Genomic DNA, 13,817 nt, shown 5'->3' on the forward strand with positions numbered 1-13,817 from the left:
GCAGGAGTTGAACCTGACAATGGCGCTGGCGAGCGCGGATATTCGCTTGCTGACCCAGGAACAGATCAAGCTTCGAGAGCTGTTGGCCAATCAGCAATCGCTCTTCAAGGTGAGTGCTGCATCCCCGGCTGCAAGCGCCGAACCGAAGTCAAAACTCAAGGCCGAGATCGAGCAGCGTCCACCTCCAAAGCTCATGCAACCAGCCATGGCCAACGAGACGGCGCTTGTCGAACTCAATCAGTTACTCAAGCTGAGCAATGATCAGCTTCAAGCGCACTCGCAGAGCACTCTGGAACTCGCCAGCGAGAAACAGATATCTGCCAGTGGTGCGACCAATGCTGATCTGTTGCAAGTGCAGCTTGCCGGAGCCAGATCCGGCATTGCCGATGGTGCCAAAGGTGACCAGCGGGCGAACGAGCTGAAGTGGTTCTCCCATGATGCCGCTATCAACGCATCGGCATTCAGGATGGACGTCAAGACGGCTGGCGAAATGCTCGCCGTGTGGCGTTCCTCGCTGAAGCTGGATCAGTATCAAAGCCAGGATCTTGCGGATGCAACGACCTACCTCGGTAATAGTGGTCTGGATGCCAAGGCCGCCGACATCGGTTCGGTGGTGCAACGTTCCGGCGAGAGTGCGATTGCCGCCGGATTGACTCCCGAACAGGTCGCCGCATTGGCGGCGGCGCTGCTCAATAGTGGTGCGGACAAGGAGGGCGCCAGCACCGCGCTTAAGGGCATCACCTCGATGCTGGCCAAAGGCGGGGCGGTATCGACTGAGCAGCGAACAGCCTTGACTCAGTTAGGGCTTGATCCTCAATCGCTGTCTGAGGATATGAGGAAGGATGCGCCTGCTGTCATCAACTCGGTTCTTGCTGCAATTAACGAGCAGCCTGTGCAAGAGCGGACGGCACTGACGAAGACGCTGTTCGGCGAAAACGACACCCGAGTTCTCGAACTGCTGAAGAAGCCGGACGATGTAAAAAACGCCTTCTCGCTGGTAGCCGACAAGCACAAGTACGCAACAACGGAGCTTGGCGCGGGCGAAGGTGCTGCGGCGAAGTCCGCTGAGGCATTCGGCAATACTTCGCAGGGTCGCTGGAATGCGCTGGACGCAAGTCTGACCCGGTTGACCACTGCATTCGGCACGGCGCTTGCGCCCTTGGCTGACGGTGCCGCCGTAGTGCTCACCGCACTGGTCAACGGTGTGAGCGCAGCGGCAGAAACGTTCCCGGCCCTTACGGCAGGGCTGGTTCTGCTCGGCGTGGCAGCCATGCCGTTTGTGGGGGGGGCGTTGAAGTCCGGCGTGGCCTCGGTGCTCGACGTGGTTTCCACGAAACTATTGCGCCTGGCATCGGCGCGACTGCCGCCGGATATTGCCGATGTGATAGGCGGTGATGACAACGATGGAGACGGTCGCAAAAGCAGGAAGAAGGGGCGTGGACTGCGCCGGCGCACCCCTTCTGCTGCACGGTCGGCCGGCACCGCTTCCATTACCCGCAGGAGCAGTCGCTTGAGTGGTGTGACGGCCAGAGTCGCACCCATGTTCGACGATGCGCTCACCCGAATCAGAATGGTTGGCGGTGTTGTCAAAAGCGCCATGCCGAGCCGGCTGAGCGGGGCTGGCGCGAAAGTCATGTCATTGGCAGAAGGTTTGGGGGGCAAGCTCATGCCTTCGATTGCCAAGGCATTGCCTGTCCTCAAGGTAGGCGCGCCTCTGACGATTGCTCATGCTGCCTACAGGGGATTGAAAGGCTGGCGCGAAGGTGATGACAAAGCGGTAAAAGGCGCGGCCGGTGAACTGACCGGAACTGCCATCGGCGCCGCGATCGGTACTTTCATTGCACCTGGTATCGGTACCTTCATTGGTGGAGCGATGGGTGGGTGGATCGGGTCCTCTATCGGTGAACAACTGGGGACGCCTCCTGAAGACAAACTCGCACCACCGGCACAGGTCGCCAAAGACGTATCCGTCGCGCAAATGCAAACACCAACGCCAACTCCGCAATTCACCTACGCACCTTCAGTGCAAGTCAGCGGCAGCGAACTGCTCAACTCCGAGAAGCTCGGCACGATGCTTTCGCAGGTGCTTGAGTCGCACTTTACGTCCCAATTTGTCCCGGGTGTGGCCGGCAATGCCCTCTCCATACGCCGCGACGCAGCCCTGACCGATGGAGTCGCCTGATGAAACAACAAATGGCACTGGGCAGTTTCATCTTCGGTTTGTCCCGGGACTTTGCGTACAGCACGCTGTCGCGAAAATCCGAGGGTGGCTGGACTGATCTGCAGATCCTCAACAGCAAACCCAGATCCCATCAGACAGGGCAGAAGCCTGAAACCCTGACCATCTCCGGCACCTCGATGTACGCCGTGGGGATGGAACGGCTCGATGAACTGCGTGCGCTGCAAGCACTGCGTGCACCGTTGCCGTTGATTGACGGCATTGGTCGCAATTGGGGTTTGTGGCGGATCAACAGCATCGACGAAAACCAGAGCGAGGTCATCGATGACGGCACCGCGATGGTGATCAAGTGGGTCATCGGATTGTCGGAGTTCAACAATGCGTAAGGTAAGAAGCGTGGCCGGCGACTCGGTGAATCTGTTGCTGTACCGCGAAACCGGTCGCAGCGATGACAGCGCCGAAGAAGCCCTGTGGACACTCAACCCGACCCTGGCCGAGCACGGCCCGATCCTGCCGGCAGGTGTCTGGGTGACGCTGCCGGAGCTCGACTCGAAACCGGCTGCGATCAAGCCGGTTCTGGCCTGGGATTAAGGAGGCTGCATGGCACAGGGATTTACGCCGGCGATCGAAATCTACGGCGCCAACAAGGACCTGTTGAACCAGCGCCTGATCAGTTGGGAACACATCGATGCCGCCGGGATGGAGTCCGATCAACTGACGCTGGTGCTTGACCTGGAAGGCCTTGAAGGCTTGCCGACCCTGGGTGGAACCATCGGTCTGCGGGTGGGTTATCTGGAGACCGGGCTGGTCGAAAAGGGCCAGTTCAAGGTCACTCGATTGACACCCACGCTGTTCCCGCTGCGCCTGACGCTGGTCGCGACCGCCGCACCTTTCAGCGGCAAGGACGAAACCGGATTCAAGGAACGGCGCACGGCCAGTCATGGCCCCACGACGCTTGGCGTGCTGTTTCGCAAACTGGTTGAGTCGCACGGTTTCTCGCCACGGGTCGATCCCGAACTGGCGCTGATCAGGATCGCTCATGTCGACCAGTCGAACGAAACCGACATGGGCTTCATCACACGTCTGGCGAAAAAGTACGACGCGGTGGCCAAACCGTTCAACGACCTCTACGTATTGGCGAAACCGGCGCAGCTCAAAACCCTGTCGGGCCAGGTGATACCGGACGTCAGGCTGTCGGTGACCCACAACAATCGGCCGGGGGATCACGCCTTCATCAGCGCCACGCTGGAAGAGACCGCGCGCACCCAGAATCAGGGTTGCAAGACCAGCTTCTGGGACAGTGCTCTTGGCAAGCTGCGGGAGGTGATCACCGGTTCCGAGCCCTACAAAGTCATTCGCCAGAGACTGGCCAGCGAAGAAGAAGCCAAAGCCATCGGTGAAGCCGAAGTGCGCAAGATGCTGCGCGAGAAATACAAACTGAAGGTCACGTGCCCGGGCGATCCGCTGCTGATGGCCGAAGGTCTGCTGGTGCTCGATGACACCTGGCCGGACTTCATGCGCGGTCGCTGGTCGATTGAAAAGGTCACCGCCAGCGGCAAGCCCGAAGAAAGCTATCGCTGCCTGATTGAAGCAAACGGCCGGGATCCCGAGGCAAAAGCCAAGGACTGATCCCCCCGGTCTCACCGCCACACGAATCAATGTGGCCACTCACACCTCCTGGAACGCTCCCCATGAAGATCTCCCCGATCCTCACGCAGCTGCGTGCGCAATGCCCAAGCCTTGCCGGCCATATCGCGACAGGTGTCGACCTGGCACTGCTGCAAGGCGACCCGAATCTGCCGATGCCCTCGGCTCATGTTCTACCGCTGGCCGACGTGGCCAGCGTCAGCACCGCACAGAACTCCCTCAGCCAGCCGATCCGCGACCGCTTCGAAATCATCCTGGCACTGGATGCCACGGACGGCACAAAAGCGCTGGATCTGCTGCACGACCTGCGCGCCGAACTGTGGCGTGCGCTGGTGGGTTTCAAACCTGCAACCGACTACAGCGCCATCGTTTACGACGGCGGCGAAACGGTCTCGATCACCAGCAGCCGCGCGTACTACCGGCTGCGCTTTTTTGCCGAGTTCCAGCTGGGCCGCAATCTGCCAAGTCAGCCTGCGGAGAGTTGGCACGAACGCGAACTGGACGGTTTGTCGTCCTTTACCGGGGTCACCGTGCGGGTCGATGCGATCGACCCGGCCGACCCCAACCTGAAACACCCGGGCCCTGACGGGCGCGTGGAAATGACTTTCTCTGGAGACGTAACCCCATGAGCAACCGCATCACCGTAGTGCCGGCCGCCGGCCGTGCCGTGCCGGACCCGGAAGCCGGCGACCTGCTGCCACTGGAAGGCCGTGAAGTGCTGGACAGCGCCTGGTGGCGCCGGCGTCTGGCCGACGGCGATATCACCCTCAAAACCGCAACAGCCAAACAAAAGGGAGCCAAATAATGGCGATCGGATTCAGCAACATCCCTGCGGACATTCGTGTACCGCTGTTCTATGCCGAAATGGACAACTCGGCCGCCAATAGCGCGTCCTCGTCCATGCGCCGCCTGATCGTGGCGCAGGTCAACGACAACATCGCCCCGAGCGAAGTCGGCAAACTGGTGCTGGTTTCCAGCGTGGCACTGGCCAAGAGCATTGGCGGCCAGGGCTCGATGCTGGCATCGATGTACGAGACCTTCCGCAAGGCCGACCCGATCGGTGAGATCTGGTGCCTGCCGCTGCACAACGCCACCGGCGCCATCGCCAAAGGCGTGCTGACCCTGACCGGCACCGCGACTCAGGCTGGCATTCTCAACCTGTATGTCGGCGGCGTCCGCGTCCAGGCCACCGTGGTCAACGGTGCCACCGCTGCCCAGGCAGCCACCGCCCTGGCACAGAAAATCAACGCCACCGCCGATCTGCCGGTGAGCGCAGCAGCGGCCGAAGGCGTCGTCACTCTGAACGCCAAATGGACCGGCGAGAGTGGCAACGACATCAGCCTGCAATTCAATCGCCTGGGCAAGAGCAACGGCGAAGAAACCCCGGCCGGCCTGACCACCGCGATCACCGCCATGACCGGCGGCGTCGGTGTGCCTGACCAGGTTGAAGCTGTTGCGGCATTGGGCGACGAGCCATTCGAATTCATCGCGCTGCCATGGTCCGACCTGGCCACCCTCAACACCTGGCAAGCGGTGATGGACGACAGCACCGGTCGCTGGTCGTGGGCCAAGCAACTGTTCGGTCACGTCTACAGCGCCAAGCGCGGCACCGTCGGCACTCTGGTGGCAGCGGGTCAAGCACGCAACGACCAGCACATGACTATTCAGGCGCTGGAGCCGGGCGTTCCGCAACCGGTGTGGGTACAAGCTGCGGCACTGGCTGCGCGCACTTCGGTGTTCATCTCCGCCGACGCCAGCCGTCCGACCCAGAGCGGCAGCCTGCCAGGCGTCGATCCGGCTCCGGCCAGCGAGCGCTTCACCCTGACCGAGCGTCAGTCGCTGCTCAACTATGGCATCGCCACCGCGTACTACGAAGGCGGCTACGTGCGCATCCAGCGCTCGATCACCACCTACCAGAAGAACGCTTACGGCCAGGCTGACAACTCGTACCTGGACAGCGAAACCATGCACCAGTCGGCGTTCATCGTGCGTCGTCTGCAAAGCGTGATCACCAGCAAGTACGGTCGCCACAAACTGGCTTCCGACGGCACCCGTTTCGGCGCCGGCCAGCCGATCGTCACCCCGGCGACCATTCGCGGTGAGCTGATCGCCCAGTACGCCAAGCTCGAACTGGAAGGCCACGTGGAAAACGCCGAGCTGTTCGCCGAGCACCTGATCGTCGAGCGCGACGTGCAGGACCCGAGCCGCGTGAACGTGCTGTTCCCGCCGGATTACATCAACGGTCTGCGCGTGTTCGCACTGCTCAACCAGTTCCGCCTGCAGTACGACGACGTCGCCTGATCGGCGCGTTTGACACTGTGATTTCAGCCCACCTTGCGTGGGCTTTTTATTTGAAGGGAGTAACACCATGGGTCAACTGATTGCAGGCACCTGCTACGTCAAGGTCGACGGTGCACAACTGACCATCAATGGCGGCTGCGAAGCCCCGCTGATGGCCGTCAAACGCGAAACCGTCGTGCCGGGTTTCTACAAGGAAACCGACATCGCGCCGTCGTTCAAGGTGACCGCGCTGCACACCGCCGACTTCCCGCTGAAGAAGCTGATCGAAGGCACCGACATCACCGTCACCTGCGAATTCAGCAACGGCAAAGTCTATGTGCTGGCCGGTGCCTACCTGGTCGAAGAGCCAGTCTCCAAAGGCGACGACGCCACCATCGAACTGAAATTCGAAGGCATCAAGGGGACCTGGCAATGAGCGGCGCCGTGAAGCTTCAGGTTGCGATCGAAGCTCACGGCGAGCCCCTGACCGAACTCGTCCTGCGCCGTCCGACGGTGCAGGAGGTTCGAGCGATCAAGGCGCTGCCGTACAAGATCGACAAGAGCGAAGAGGTCAGCCTCGACATGGACGTGGCGGCCAAATACATCGCCGTGTGCGCCGGCATTCCGCCGTCGTCGGTCAACCAGCTGGATCTGGCGGACCTCAACGCGCTGAGCTGGGCCGTTGCGAGTTTTTTCATGAGTGCGGCGTCGGAGCCATCACCGACCTGATTTCGGTCGCCTATGACCTGGCCTGGTTCTGGAAGGTTGACCCCGAACAGATGATGGCCAGGCCACTGGATGTGCTTCGCGAATCGCTGGAGCACGCGCAACGGATCAATGCGATGCAGCAGGTGCAGTGATGGCAGAAGAAACCAAAGCTAAAGCGTCGGTGCTGCTTACCGGCATCGACGAACTGTCACCCAAACTCGGCGCCCTGCGAGTGAAGGTCGATGACTTCAAGAAAAACCTCGAACAGACCGGCCTCGGCAAACTGGACATCAGCGGTCTTTTCAAGGGCGGCAGCGTGATTACGCCGTTCGTGGACGGCATCAAATCCGCCGCAGCCTTTCAGGGCAAGCTTGCCGAGGTCAGCGAGACGGCGAAAACCGTCGACCTGCCGGACACGCCGAAAGCCGCCGCGCAGAACATGAACATGTTCAGCGCATCCATGGAGAAGGTATCCGCTGCGGTGGACGCCGCACTGGTGCCGGCGGTGGGCGCATTGGTCGTCGGGCTGGAGCCGATGCTGACCCAGGTCGGCAGCCTGCTCGCCGACAACCCGAAACTCGTCGAAGGCCTGGCAGCGGGGGCGATTGCGTTTTCCGCCATGCAGACCGCCGTCACCGGTATGACTCAGGTGATGGACGTGATGAGCATGGTGCTCAAGACCAACCCGATCATGCTGATCGCCATGGGCATTGCCGTGGCGGCCGGTCTGATCGTGGCCAACTGGACGCCGATTTCCGCCTTCTTCACCGGATTGTGGGAGGGCGTGAAAAATGCCGGGGCCAGTGCAATGGTGACGTTGCGCTCGGTGCTCGACTGGCAGCCGCTGGAGGCACTGGCGGCGTTGTGGGAACCGGTCACCGGTTTCTTCTCGAGAATCTGGGACAAGGTCAAGGCTGTGACCGCGCCAGTGATCGACTTCTTCAAGTCGGTTTTCTCGTGGTCGCCCGCAGGCCTGATCCTGGAAAACTGGGGGCCGTTGACCGGTCTGTTTTCGGCGATCTGGGAACTGCTCAAGGCCTTGAGTGTGCCGGTGATGGCGTTTCTCAGAAACCTGTTCGATTTCTCGCCGATGCAGATGATCAACAGTGCATGGGGCGGTGTGGTCCGGTTCTTCGAACCGATGTTCAGCGGCCTGCGAAAATCCGCGCAACCGGCTAAAGAATTCCTGGTGTCGTTGTTCGACTTCTCGCCGATGCAGATGATCACCAGCGCCTGGGGCGGTGTCATTGCGTACTTCCAGCCGGTATGGACGACGCTGCAATCGGCCGTGCAAAGCACCCGGGAAACGTTGCGGGCACTGTTCGATTTTTTCCCGATGGAAATGATCAGCGGCGCCTGGGGTGGTGTCGTCGGATTCTTCGAGCCGATCTGGACGGCACTGCAAACGTCAGTGCAACAGGTCAAAGGCTTTTTCACCGGTCTGTTCGAGTGGTCGCCGCTGGAGCAGATTGCGCAGTACTGGCAGCCGATCGGTGAGGTTTTCTCGGCGCTGTGGGGTGTTGTGCTGGCGCTGTCCGCGCCGGTCGTGGATTTTTTGCACGGCCTGTTCGAATGGAAACCCCTGGATCAGATCATCGAGAGCTGGGGGCCGATTGTCGGGTGGTTCGGCGAGTTGTGGCAAAAGCTGCAAACCGTCATCGCGCCGATCAAGGAGCTGTTCGACGGTGGCTTCGCCGGGCTGATCGCCAAGGTCACCGGCAAGGTCGAAACCCTGACCCAGGCGCAACGCCAGACCAATGCCGAAGGCAAGGGCGAACTGGCGCCGGCCTTCTTCGGTGCCAGTGCGAAAACCGAGGGTGGCGGTGCGTTGCAGGGCGGCTCGTTGCCGCAATCCTCCGGTGCCCTGATCCAGCAAAGCGCCGCCAACAACCGCACGCAACTCGAAGGCGGCCTGACGGTTCGCTTCGAAAATGCGCCGGCGGGGCTGCGCACCGATCAACCGCAAACCAATCAACCGGGGCTGGCGCTCAGTTCGCGCATCGGCTATCGCTCGCTGTCCATGGGAGGTTCCAATGAACTGGCGTGACCGTTTGTTGCCGGCATCCTTTCGCGGTGTCGGTTTCTGGATCGATCAGGCGAAAACCCCGGTCGGTCGCAAGGGGCAGTTGCACGAATATCCGCAACGGGACCTGCCGTTTTTCGAGGACCTTGGTCAGCAGGCCAAGACCCACGACCTGACGGCGTTCATCATCGGCGCCAATTGCCTGGAACAGCGTGACAAGCTGCTTCAGGCCCTGGAACAGGGCAGCGGCGAACTGGTGCATCCGTGGTTGGGGCGCTTGCAGGTCAAGGTCGGCGAGTGCGACATGACCCACACCCGCCAGGACGGCGGGATGGTGACGTTCAGCCTGAAGTTCTACCCGGACCGACCGCTGCCGTTTCCGACGGCGACGGTCAGCACCCAGAAAGTACTGCTGGCCAAGGCCGACGGTTTGCTCGGCTCGGCAGTGGCACGCTTCGAACAGGCGATGACCCTGATCAAGGCCGCGCGGATCGGCATCGCCAATCTGCGCAACAGCCTCACCGGCGTGTACGACGTGATCAAGGAACAGCTCAAACCGCTGATCGCCCAGTACAAGCAGATCACCGAACTGGTCAGGGCAGTGAAGGAGCTGCCCAAGGAAGTGGCGGCGGAGTTCAAGGGCTTGCTCGGCGATATCAAGGAGCTGAAGGAGTTCGCGAAGGAGGGCTACCGTGGCGTGATTGCCGACGTGTCCCAACAGATCGAAGCCATCCGCAAGGCCGACGCACCGAAAATCACCACCGGCAAGGACACCAACGCCGCCGCGCAAGCGATGGCCAACCTGGTGCAGGACACGCTGATCGTCAAAGTGGCGCAATGGGTGGCCTCGATGCCGGTGGCGTCGACGCCGGTGAAACTCAACTCGACACCTTCGCTGGATCAGCAATCGAAGCAGCCGGTCAGCCGTCAGGAAGTGCCGGTCACGGATGATCTGCAAACGCTGCAAAAAGCGTTGAACGAAGTGCTGCAAATGGCTCAGGACAAGGCCGATCCCGGTCACTACCAGGCCATCGGCGATCTTAAGGAGGCACTGAATGGGCACTTCAAGGCCGTGGCTTCTTCCGGTGTGCGACTGGTCAGCAAAACTTTCCAGGAAACCTTTCCGGCATTGGTTGTGGCCTACCAGCAGTTCGGCGATGCCACCCGGGTGACCGAGGTCATTCAGCGCAACGGTCTGTCTCATCCGGGGTACTCACCCAACGAAGTCAAGGTTTCCCGGGAGTGAGCCATGAACGAGACTGACAACCGCGTCACGCTGACCGTCGACAACATGGAGTACGGCGGCTGGAAAAGCGTGCAGATCACCGCGGACCTGGAGCGTCAGTTCCGCACCTTCAAACTCGACATCACCTGGCAATGGCCGGGGCAGACCGTGGATCAGCGGATCAAGGCCGGCGACCCGTGCGAAGTGCGGATCGGCAAGGATCTGGTGCTCACCGGTTATGTGTTCAAGGCCCCGATCAGCTATGACGGGCGGCAGATCAGCCTGAGCATCGAAGGTAGTTCCAAGACCCAGGATCTGGTCGATTGTGCGGCGCGAAACATCCCCGGCCAATGGCAGGAGCAGCCGCTGTTGAACATCGTCCAGGCCCTGGCCGGGGAATACTCGCAGTTTGTGGTCAACGAGATTCCCGAGACCGCACGCCTGAGCAAACACACGATCGTTCCGGGTGAAACGGTGTTTCAGTCGATCGACCGTCTGCTCTCGCTGTACCGGGTGTTTTCCACCGATGACGCCGAAGGCCGGCTGGTGCTGGCCAAACCGGGCAGCGGTGGCCGCGCCAGCGATGCGCTGGAGCTGGGCAAGAACATTCTCTCGGCCAATGCGCCGATGGATCACAGCCAGGTGTTCTCCGAATACCGGGTGATCGGCCAGCAAAAGGGCAACGACAAGAAGAGCGGGGCGGCGGTCAGCGAGGTTGAATCCAGCGCGACCGACCTGAGCTTCAAGCGCCGACGCACGACGATCATCAACGAAGGCTCGCAACTGACGTTCGAACTGGCCCAGCAACGGGCCCAGTGGGAAAGTGCCACGCGCATGGGCCGGGCGCTGACCACCACTTATCAGGTGCAGGGCTGGCGCCAGTCCAACGGCGATCTGTGGCGCCACAACACGCTGGTGAAGGTCAAGGATCCGGTGCTCGGCTTCGATGGCGACATGCTGATCTCCAAAGTGACGTACTCGCTGTCGGCGCAAGGCTCGGTGACCACGCTGCAAGTGGCACCGCCGCATACCTTCGATCCTGACCCGACGCCCCCGAAAAAAACCTGAGCCTGACGCTGAATCTGACTGGCATCACCTGACCCTGTGGGAGCGGGCTTGCCCGCGAAAGCGGTGGTTACCGCAAACACTACTTTGCCTGACACACCGCCATCGCGGGCAAGCCCGCTCCCACAGGTTTTGTGTTGGCAAAGTCCTGAGGACAATTCATGAGCCTACTGACACGCCTGCTGGCGCGCGGCACTGTCGTGCTCGCCAATTCGGCATCCAAGCTGCAATCGCTGCAAATGCGCCTCACCGCCGGTGAAGTGAACGACGACCTGGAGCACTTCGAACCCTACGGCTTCACCAGCCATCCGCTGGCCGGTGCCGAAGGCGTCGTCACGTTTCTCGGCGGCGACCGTTCTCACGCCATCGCCCTGGTGGTCGCCGACCGCCGTTACCGCCTGCAATCGCTGGCGGCCGGCGAGGTGGCGATCTACACCGACGAGGGCGACAAAATTCACTTCAAGCGCGGGCGGATCATCGACATCGAAACCGCCACGCTGAACATTCGCGCCAGCACCGCCGTGAACTTCGAGACGCCGGTGATCAACCAGACCGGCAAGATCGTATCCAAAGGCGACCAGGTTGCCGGCGGCATCAGCCAGATCAAGCACGTGCACGTTGGCGTGCAGGCGGGCAGTGGCCAGACCGGCGCGCCGGCGGGAGGTCAATGATGCTTTTCAGTCAGAACCTCCACGCCGCGCTGACCCGTGCGGTGCTGATCAGCCTGTTCACCTGGCGCCGCGCTGCCGACGACGATGCCCTCGACGACGAGGAACGTTTCGGCTGGTGGGGCGACACCTTTCCCACCGTGGCTGACGATCGTATCGGCTCGCGGCTGTGGCTGTTGCGCCGGGTCAAGCTGACCCGCCAGACCCAGATGGACGCCGAGTTCTATGCCCGCGAAGCCTTGCAATGGCTGATCGACGACGGCCATTGCAGCGCCATCGACATCATCAGCGAACGCCTCGACGCCCAGCGCCTGAACCTGCGCACGGTCCTGACCCTGGCCGACGGCGAACGCCTGGACATCAACCCCGATAACAGTTGGCAGGTGATCTATGCCGTTTGAAACCCCTTCGCTGCCGGTGCTGATCAAGCGCACCCAAAGCGACCTGGCCGGCGATTCGCTGCGCCAGTCCGATGCGCAAGTCCTGGCCCGCACACTCGGCGGCGCTGCCTATGGTCTTTACGGCTACCTCGACTGGATTGCCGAGCAGATCCTGCCCGACACCGCCGATGAGTCGACCCTGGAGCGCATCGCCGCGCTGCGCCTGAACCAGCCGCGCAAACCGGCGCAGGTCGCCACCGGCACGGTCAGCTTCAACGCCACGGCGGGCGCGGTGCTGGACGCCGATACGTTGCTGCAATCGAGTGACGGTCGCACCTTCAAAGTCACCGCCTCCCGCACCACCGTCAATGGCGTCAACAGCACCAGCATCGCCGCGCTGGATGCCGGCAGTCTGGGCAACGCCGATGCCGGGCTGGCGTTGACGCCGGTGCAGCCGATCACCGGTGTGGTCAGCAACAGTTTTGTAGTGCTGGCGCCGGGACTCAACGGCGGTGTGGCGCGGGAAAGCCTGGAGTCGCTGCGCTCGCGGGTGATCCGTTCCTATCGCGTCATCCCCCACGGTGGTTCGGCCAGCGACTATGAAACCTGGGCGCTGGAAGTGCCGGGTGTGACCCGCGCGTGGTGCCGTGGCGGCTTCCTCGGGCCGGGTACCGTCGGCGTGTACATCATGCGCGACGACGATCCGCAACCGGTGCCGAATGCCGATCAACTGGCCGAAGTGCAGGCCTATATCGAGCCGTTGCGCCCGGTGACCGCCGAAGTGCATGTACGTCCGCCGGTGCAGAAACCGGTGACCTATCAACTGAAGCTGACCCCCGACACCACCGCCGTGCGCGCCGCCGTCGAAACCCAACTGCGCGACCTGCACAACCGCGAAGCCGACCTGGGCGAAGATCTGTTGATCAGCCATATCCGCGAAGCGATCAGCAGCGCGGCGGGCGAGACTGACCACGTACTGTCGGCCCCGGTGGAGAACGTGGCCGCGGGTGACAGCGAACTGCTCACCTTCGGGGGTTGCGTATGGCTGCCATAAGAACCGCCGCGCAATACCAGGCGCAACTGCGCGCCTTGCTGCCGAGCGGCCCGGCGTGGGATCCGGAACGCGTGCCGGAACTCGAGGAAGTGCTGCAAGGCGTCGCCGTCGAACTGGCGCGCCTCGACGCTCGCGCCGCCGACCTGCTCAACGAAATGGACCCGGCCGGCGTCAGCGAACTGGTGCCGGACTGGGAGCAGGTGATGAACCTGCCCGACCCGTGCCTCGGCGCCACGCCGCTGTTCGACGACCGCCGCCTCGCCGTGCGCCGCCGCTTGCTGGCGGTCGGCAGCCAGGCCGTCGGTTATTACCTGGACATCGCCAAAAGCCAGGGTTATCCCAACGCCACCATCACCGAACTCGAAGCCCCGCGCATGGGCCGTTCGCGTTTCGGCGCAGCGCATTGGGGCACCTGGGAAGCGCAGTTCATGTGGACGCTCAACACCGGTGGCCGGCTGTTGCTTGGCCGGCGTTATGGCGCGAGTTATTGGGGCGAGCGCTTTGGCGTGAATCCCGGCTCGGCGCTGGAATGCCTGATCCATCGGGCGGCGCCGGCGCATACCAAGGTGCACATCAACTATGACTAGG

General features: G+C 62.1%; 15 protein-coding genes and 1 pseudogene. All 16 read left to right on the plus strand.

Annotation, left to right across the window (positions count from 1 at the left end; genetic code table 11):
- Positions 1 to 193: 193 nt before the first annotated feature.
- Positions 194 to 1,258 (plus strand): annotated as a pseudogene (locus KJY40_RS29700) (phage tail tape measure protein); the annotation flags it as partial.
- Between the two features lie 923 nt (positions 1,259 to 2,181).
- Positions 2,182 to 2,565 (plus strand): phage tail protein, encoded by a 384-nt coding sequence (locus KJY40_RS06935; RefSeq protein WP_230735780.1) that lies wholly within the window; start codon positions 2,182 to 2,184, stop codon positions 2,563 to 2,565.
- A complete protein-coding gene (locus KJY40_RS06940; protein WP_007954888.1) occupies positions 2,558 to 2,770 on the plus strand; it encodes a tail protein X in 213 nt (70 codons plus the stop codon). Before KJY40_RS06935 ends, KJY40_RS06940 begins: the two co-directional genes overlap by 8 nt.
- 9 nt (positions 2,771 to 2,779) lie before the next feature.
- Positions 2,780 to 3,808, plus strand: a complete 1,029-nt coding sequence (locus tag KJY40_RS06945; RefSeq protein WP_230735782.1) for a phage late control D family protein — start codon at positions 2,780 to 2,782, stop codon at positions 3,806 to 3,808.
- A 62-nt stretch (positions 3,809 to 3,870) separates the two neighbouring features.
- A complete protein-coding gene (locus KJY40_RS06950) occupies positions 3,871 to 4,455 on the plus strand; it encodes a phage tail terminator protein (RefSeq protein ID WP_230735784.1) in 585 nt (194 codons plus the stop codon).
- Complete coding sequence (locus tag KJY40_RS06955; RefSeq protein ID WP_007954893.1) at positions 4,452 to 4,631, plus strand: DUF2635 domain-containing protein; 180 nt, start codon at positions 4,452 to 4,454, stop codon at positions 4,629 to 4,631. Before KJY40_RS06950 ends, KJY40_RS06955 begins: the two co-directional genes overlap by 4 nt.
- Positions 4,631 to 6,127, plus strand: a complete 1,497-nt coding sequence (locus KJY40_RS06960; RefSeq protein ID WP_115076752.1) for a phage tail sheath subtilisin-like domain-containing protein — start codon at positions 4,631 to 4,633, stop codon at positions 6,125 to 6,127. Before KJY40_RS06955 ends, KJY40_RS06960 begins: the two co-directional genes overlap by 1 nt.
- Before the next feature lie 67 nt (positions 6,128 to 6,194).
- The gene (locus tag KJY40_RS06965; RefSeq protein ID WP_007908779.1) at positions 6,195 to 6,542 is read left to right on the plus strand and encodes a phage tail tube protein; all 348 of its coding nucleotides are present in this window, start codon (positions 6,195 to 6,197) and stop codon (positions 6,540 to 6,542) included.
- A complete protein-coding gene (locus tag KJY40_RS06970) occupies positions 6,539 to 6,835 on the plus strand; it encodes a phage tail assembly protein (RefSeq protein ID WP_003222226.1) in 297 nt (98 codons plus the stop codon). Before KJY40_RS06965 ends, KJY40_RS06970 begins: the two co-directional genes overlap by 4 nt.
- Before the next feature lie 130 nt (positions 6,836 to 6,965).
- Entirely contained in the window at positions 6,966 to 8,861 is a 1,896-nt protein-coding gene (locus tag KJY40_RS06975; protein WP_230735787.1) for a phage tail protein, read from the plus strand.
- Positions 8,848 to 10,083 (plus strand): DNA circularization protein, encoded by a 1,236-nt coding sequence (locus KJY40_RS06980; protein ID WP_230735789.1) that lies wholly within the window; start codon positions 8,848 to 8,850, stop codon positions 10,081 to 10,083. The genes KJY40_RS06975 and KJY40_RS06980 overlap by 14 nt, the downstream gene beginning before the upstream one ends.
- 3 nt (positions 10,084 to 10,086) lie before the next feature.
- The gene (locus KJY40_RS06985) at positions 10,087 to 11,130 is read left to right on the plus strand and encodes a phage baseplate assembly protein (protein WP_230735790.1); all 1,044 of its coding nucleotides are present in this window, start codon (positions 10,087 to 10,089) and stop codon (positions 11,128 to 11,130) included.
- Between the two features lie 158 nt (positions 11,131 to 11,288).
- Positions 11,289 to 11,798: a phage baseplate assembly protein V gene (locus tag KJY40_RS06990; RefSeq protein WP_115076756.1), complete on the plus strand. Its 510-nt coding sequence runs from the start codon at positions 11,289 to 11,291 to the stop codon at positions 11,796 to 11,798.
- Complete coding sequence (locus tag KJY40_RS06995) at positions 11,798 to 12,196, plus strand: phage GP46 family protein (protein WP_007954906.1); 399 nt, start codon at positions 11,798 to 11,800, stop codon at positions 12,194 to 12,196. The genes KJY40_RS06990 and KJY40_RS06995 overlap by 1 nt, the downstream gene beginning before the upstream one ends.
- Positions 12,186 to 13,229 carry a baseplate J/gp47 family protein gene (locus KJY40_RS07000; protein WP_230735793.1) on the plus strand — a complete coding sequence of 348 codons (1,044 nt, stop codon included), beginning with the start codon at positions 12,186 to 12,188 and terminating at the stop codon, positions 13,227 to 13,229. Before KJY40_RS06995 ends, KJY40_RS07000 begins: the two co-directional genes overlap by 11 nt.
- Complete coding sequence (locus tag KJY40_RS07005; protein ID WP_192563736.1) at positions 13,217 to 13,816, plus strand: YmfQ family protein; 600 nt, start codon at positions 13,217 to 13,219, stop codon at positions 13,814 to 13,816. Before KJY40_RS07000 ends, KJY40_RS07005 begins: the two co-directional genes overlap by 13 nt.
- Position 13,817: the final 1 nt, after the last annotated feature.

The sequence above is a fragment of the Pseudomonas fitomaticsae genome (genome assembly GCF_021018765.1).
Taxonomy (GTDB): domain Bacteria; phylum Pseudomonadota; class Gammaproteobacteria; order Pseudomonadales; family Pseudomonadaceae; genus Aquipseudomonas; species Aquipseudomonas fitomaticsae.

Excerpts from the sequence above, each read along its gene's own strand:
- KJY40_RS06965 (WP_007908779.1), top strand. The coding sequence starts at position 6,195 with ATGGGTCAACTGATTGCAGGCACCTGCTACGTCAAGGTCGACGGTGCA.
- KJY40_RS06955 (WP_007954893.1), top strand. The coding sequence starts at position 4,452 with ATGAGCAACCGCATCACCGTAGTGCCGGCCGCCGGCCGTGCCGTGCCG.
- KJY40_RS06985 (WP_230735790.1), top strand. The coding sequence starts at position 10,087 with ATGAACGAGACTGACAACCGCGTCACGCTGACCGTCGACAACATGGAG.
- KJY40_RS06940 (WP_007954888.1), top strand. The coding sequence starts at position 2,558 with ATGCGTAAGGTAAGAAGCGTGGCCGGCGACTCGGTGAATCTGTTGCTG.
- KJY40_RS06950 (WP_230735784.1), top strand. The coding sequence starts at position 3,871 with ATGAAGATCTCCCCGATCCTCACGCAGCTGCGTGCGCAATGCCCAAGC.
- KJY40_RS06995 (WP_007954906.1), top strand. The coding sequence starts at position 11,798 with ATGCTTTTCAGTCAGAACCTCCACGCCGCGCTGACCCGTGCGGTGCTG.
- KJY40_RS06935 (WP_230735780.1), top strand. The coding sequence starts at position 2,182 with ATGAAACAACAAATGGCACTGGGCAGTTTCATCTTCGGTTTGTCCCGG.
- KJY40_RS07000 (WP_230735793.1), top strand. The coding sequence starts at position 12,186 with ATGCCGTTTGAAACCCCTTCGCTGCCGGTGCTGATCAAGCGCACCCAA.
- KJY40_RS06960 (WP_115076752.1), top strand. The coding sequence starts at position 4,631 with ATGGCGATCGGATTCAGCAACATCCCTGCGGACATTCGTGTACCGCTG.
- KJY40_RS06990 (WP_115076756.1), top strand. The coding sequence starts at position 11,289 with ATGAGCCTACTGACACGCCTGCTGGCGCGCGGCACTGTCGTGCTCGCC.
- KJY40_RS06980 (WP_230735789.1), top strand. The coding sequence starts at position 8,848 with ATGAACTGGCGTGACCGTTTGTTGCCGGCATCCTTTCGCGGTGTCGGT.
- KJY40_RS06975 (WP_230735787.1), top strand. The coding sequence starts at position 6,966 with ATGGCAGAAGAAACCAAAGCTAAAGCGTCGGTGCTGCTTACCGGCATC.
- KJY40_RS06945 (WP_230735782.1), top strand. The coding sequence starts at position 2,780 with ATGGCACAGGGATTTACGCCGGCGATCGAAATCTACGGCGCCAACAAG.
- KJY40_RS07005 (WP_192563736.1), top strand. The coding sequence starts at position 13,217 with ATGGCTGCCATAAGAACCGCCGCGCAATACCAGGCGCAACTGCGCGCC.
- KJY40_RS06970 (WP_003222226.1), top strand. The coding sequence starts at position 6,539 with ATGAGCGGCGCCGTGAAGCTTCAGGTTGCGATCGAAGCTCACGGCGAG.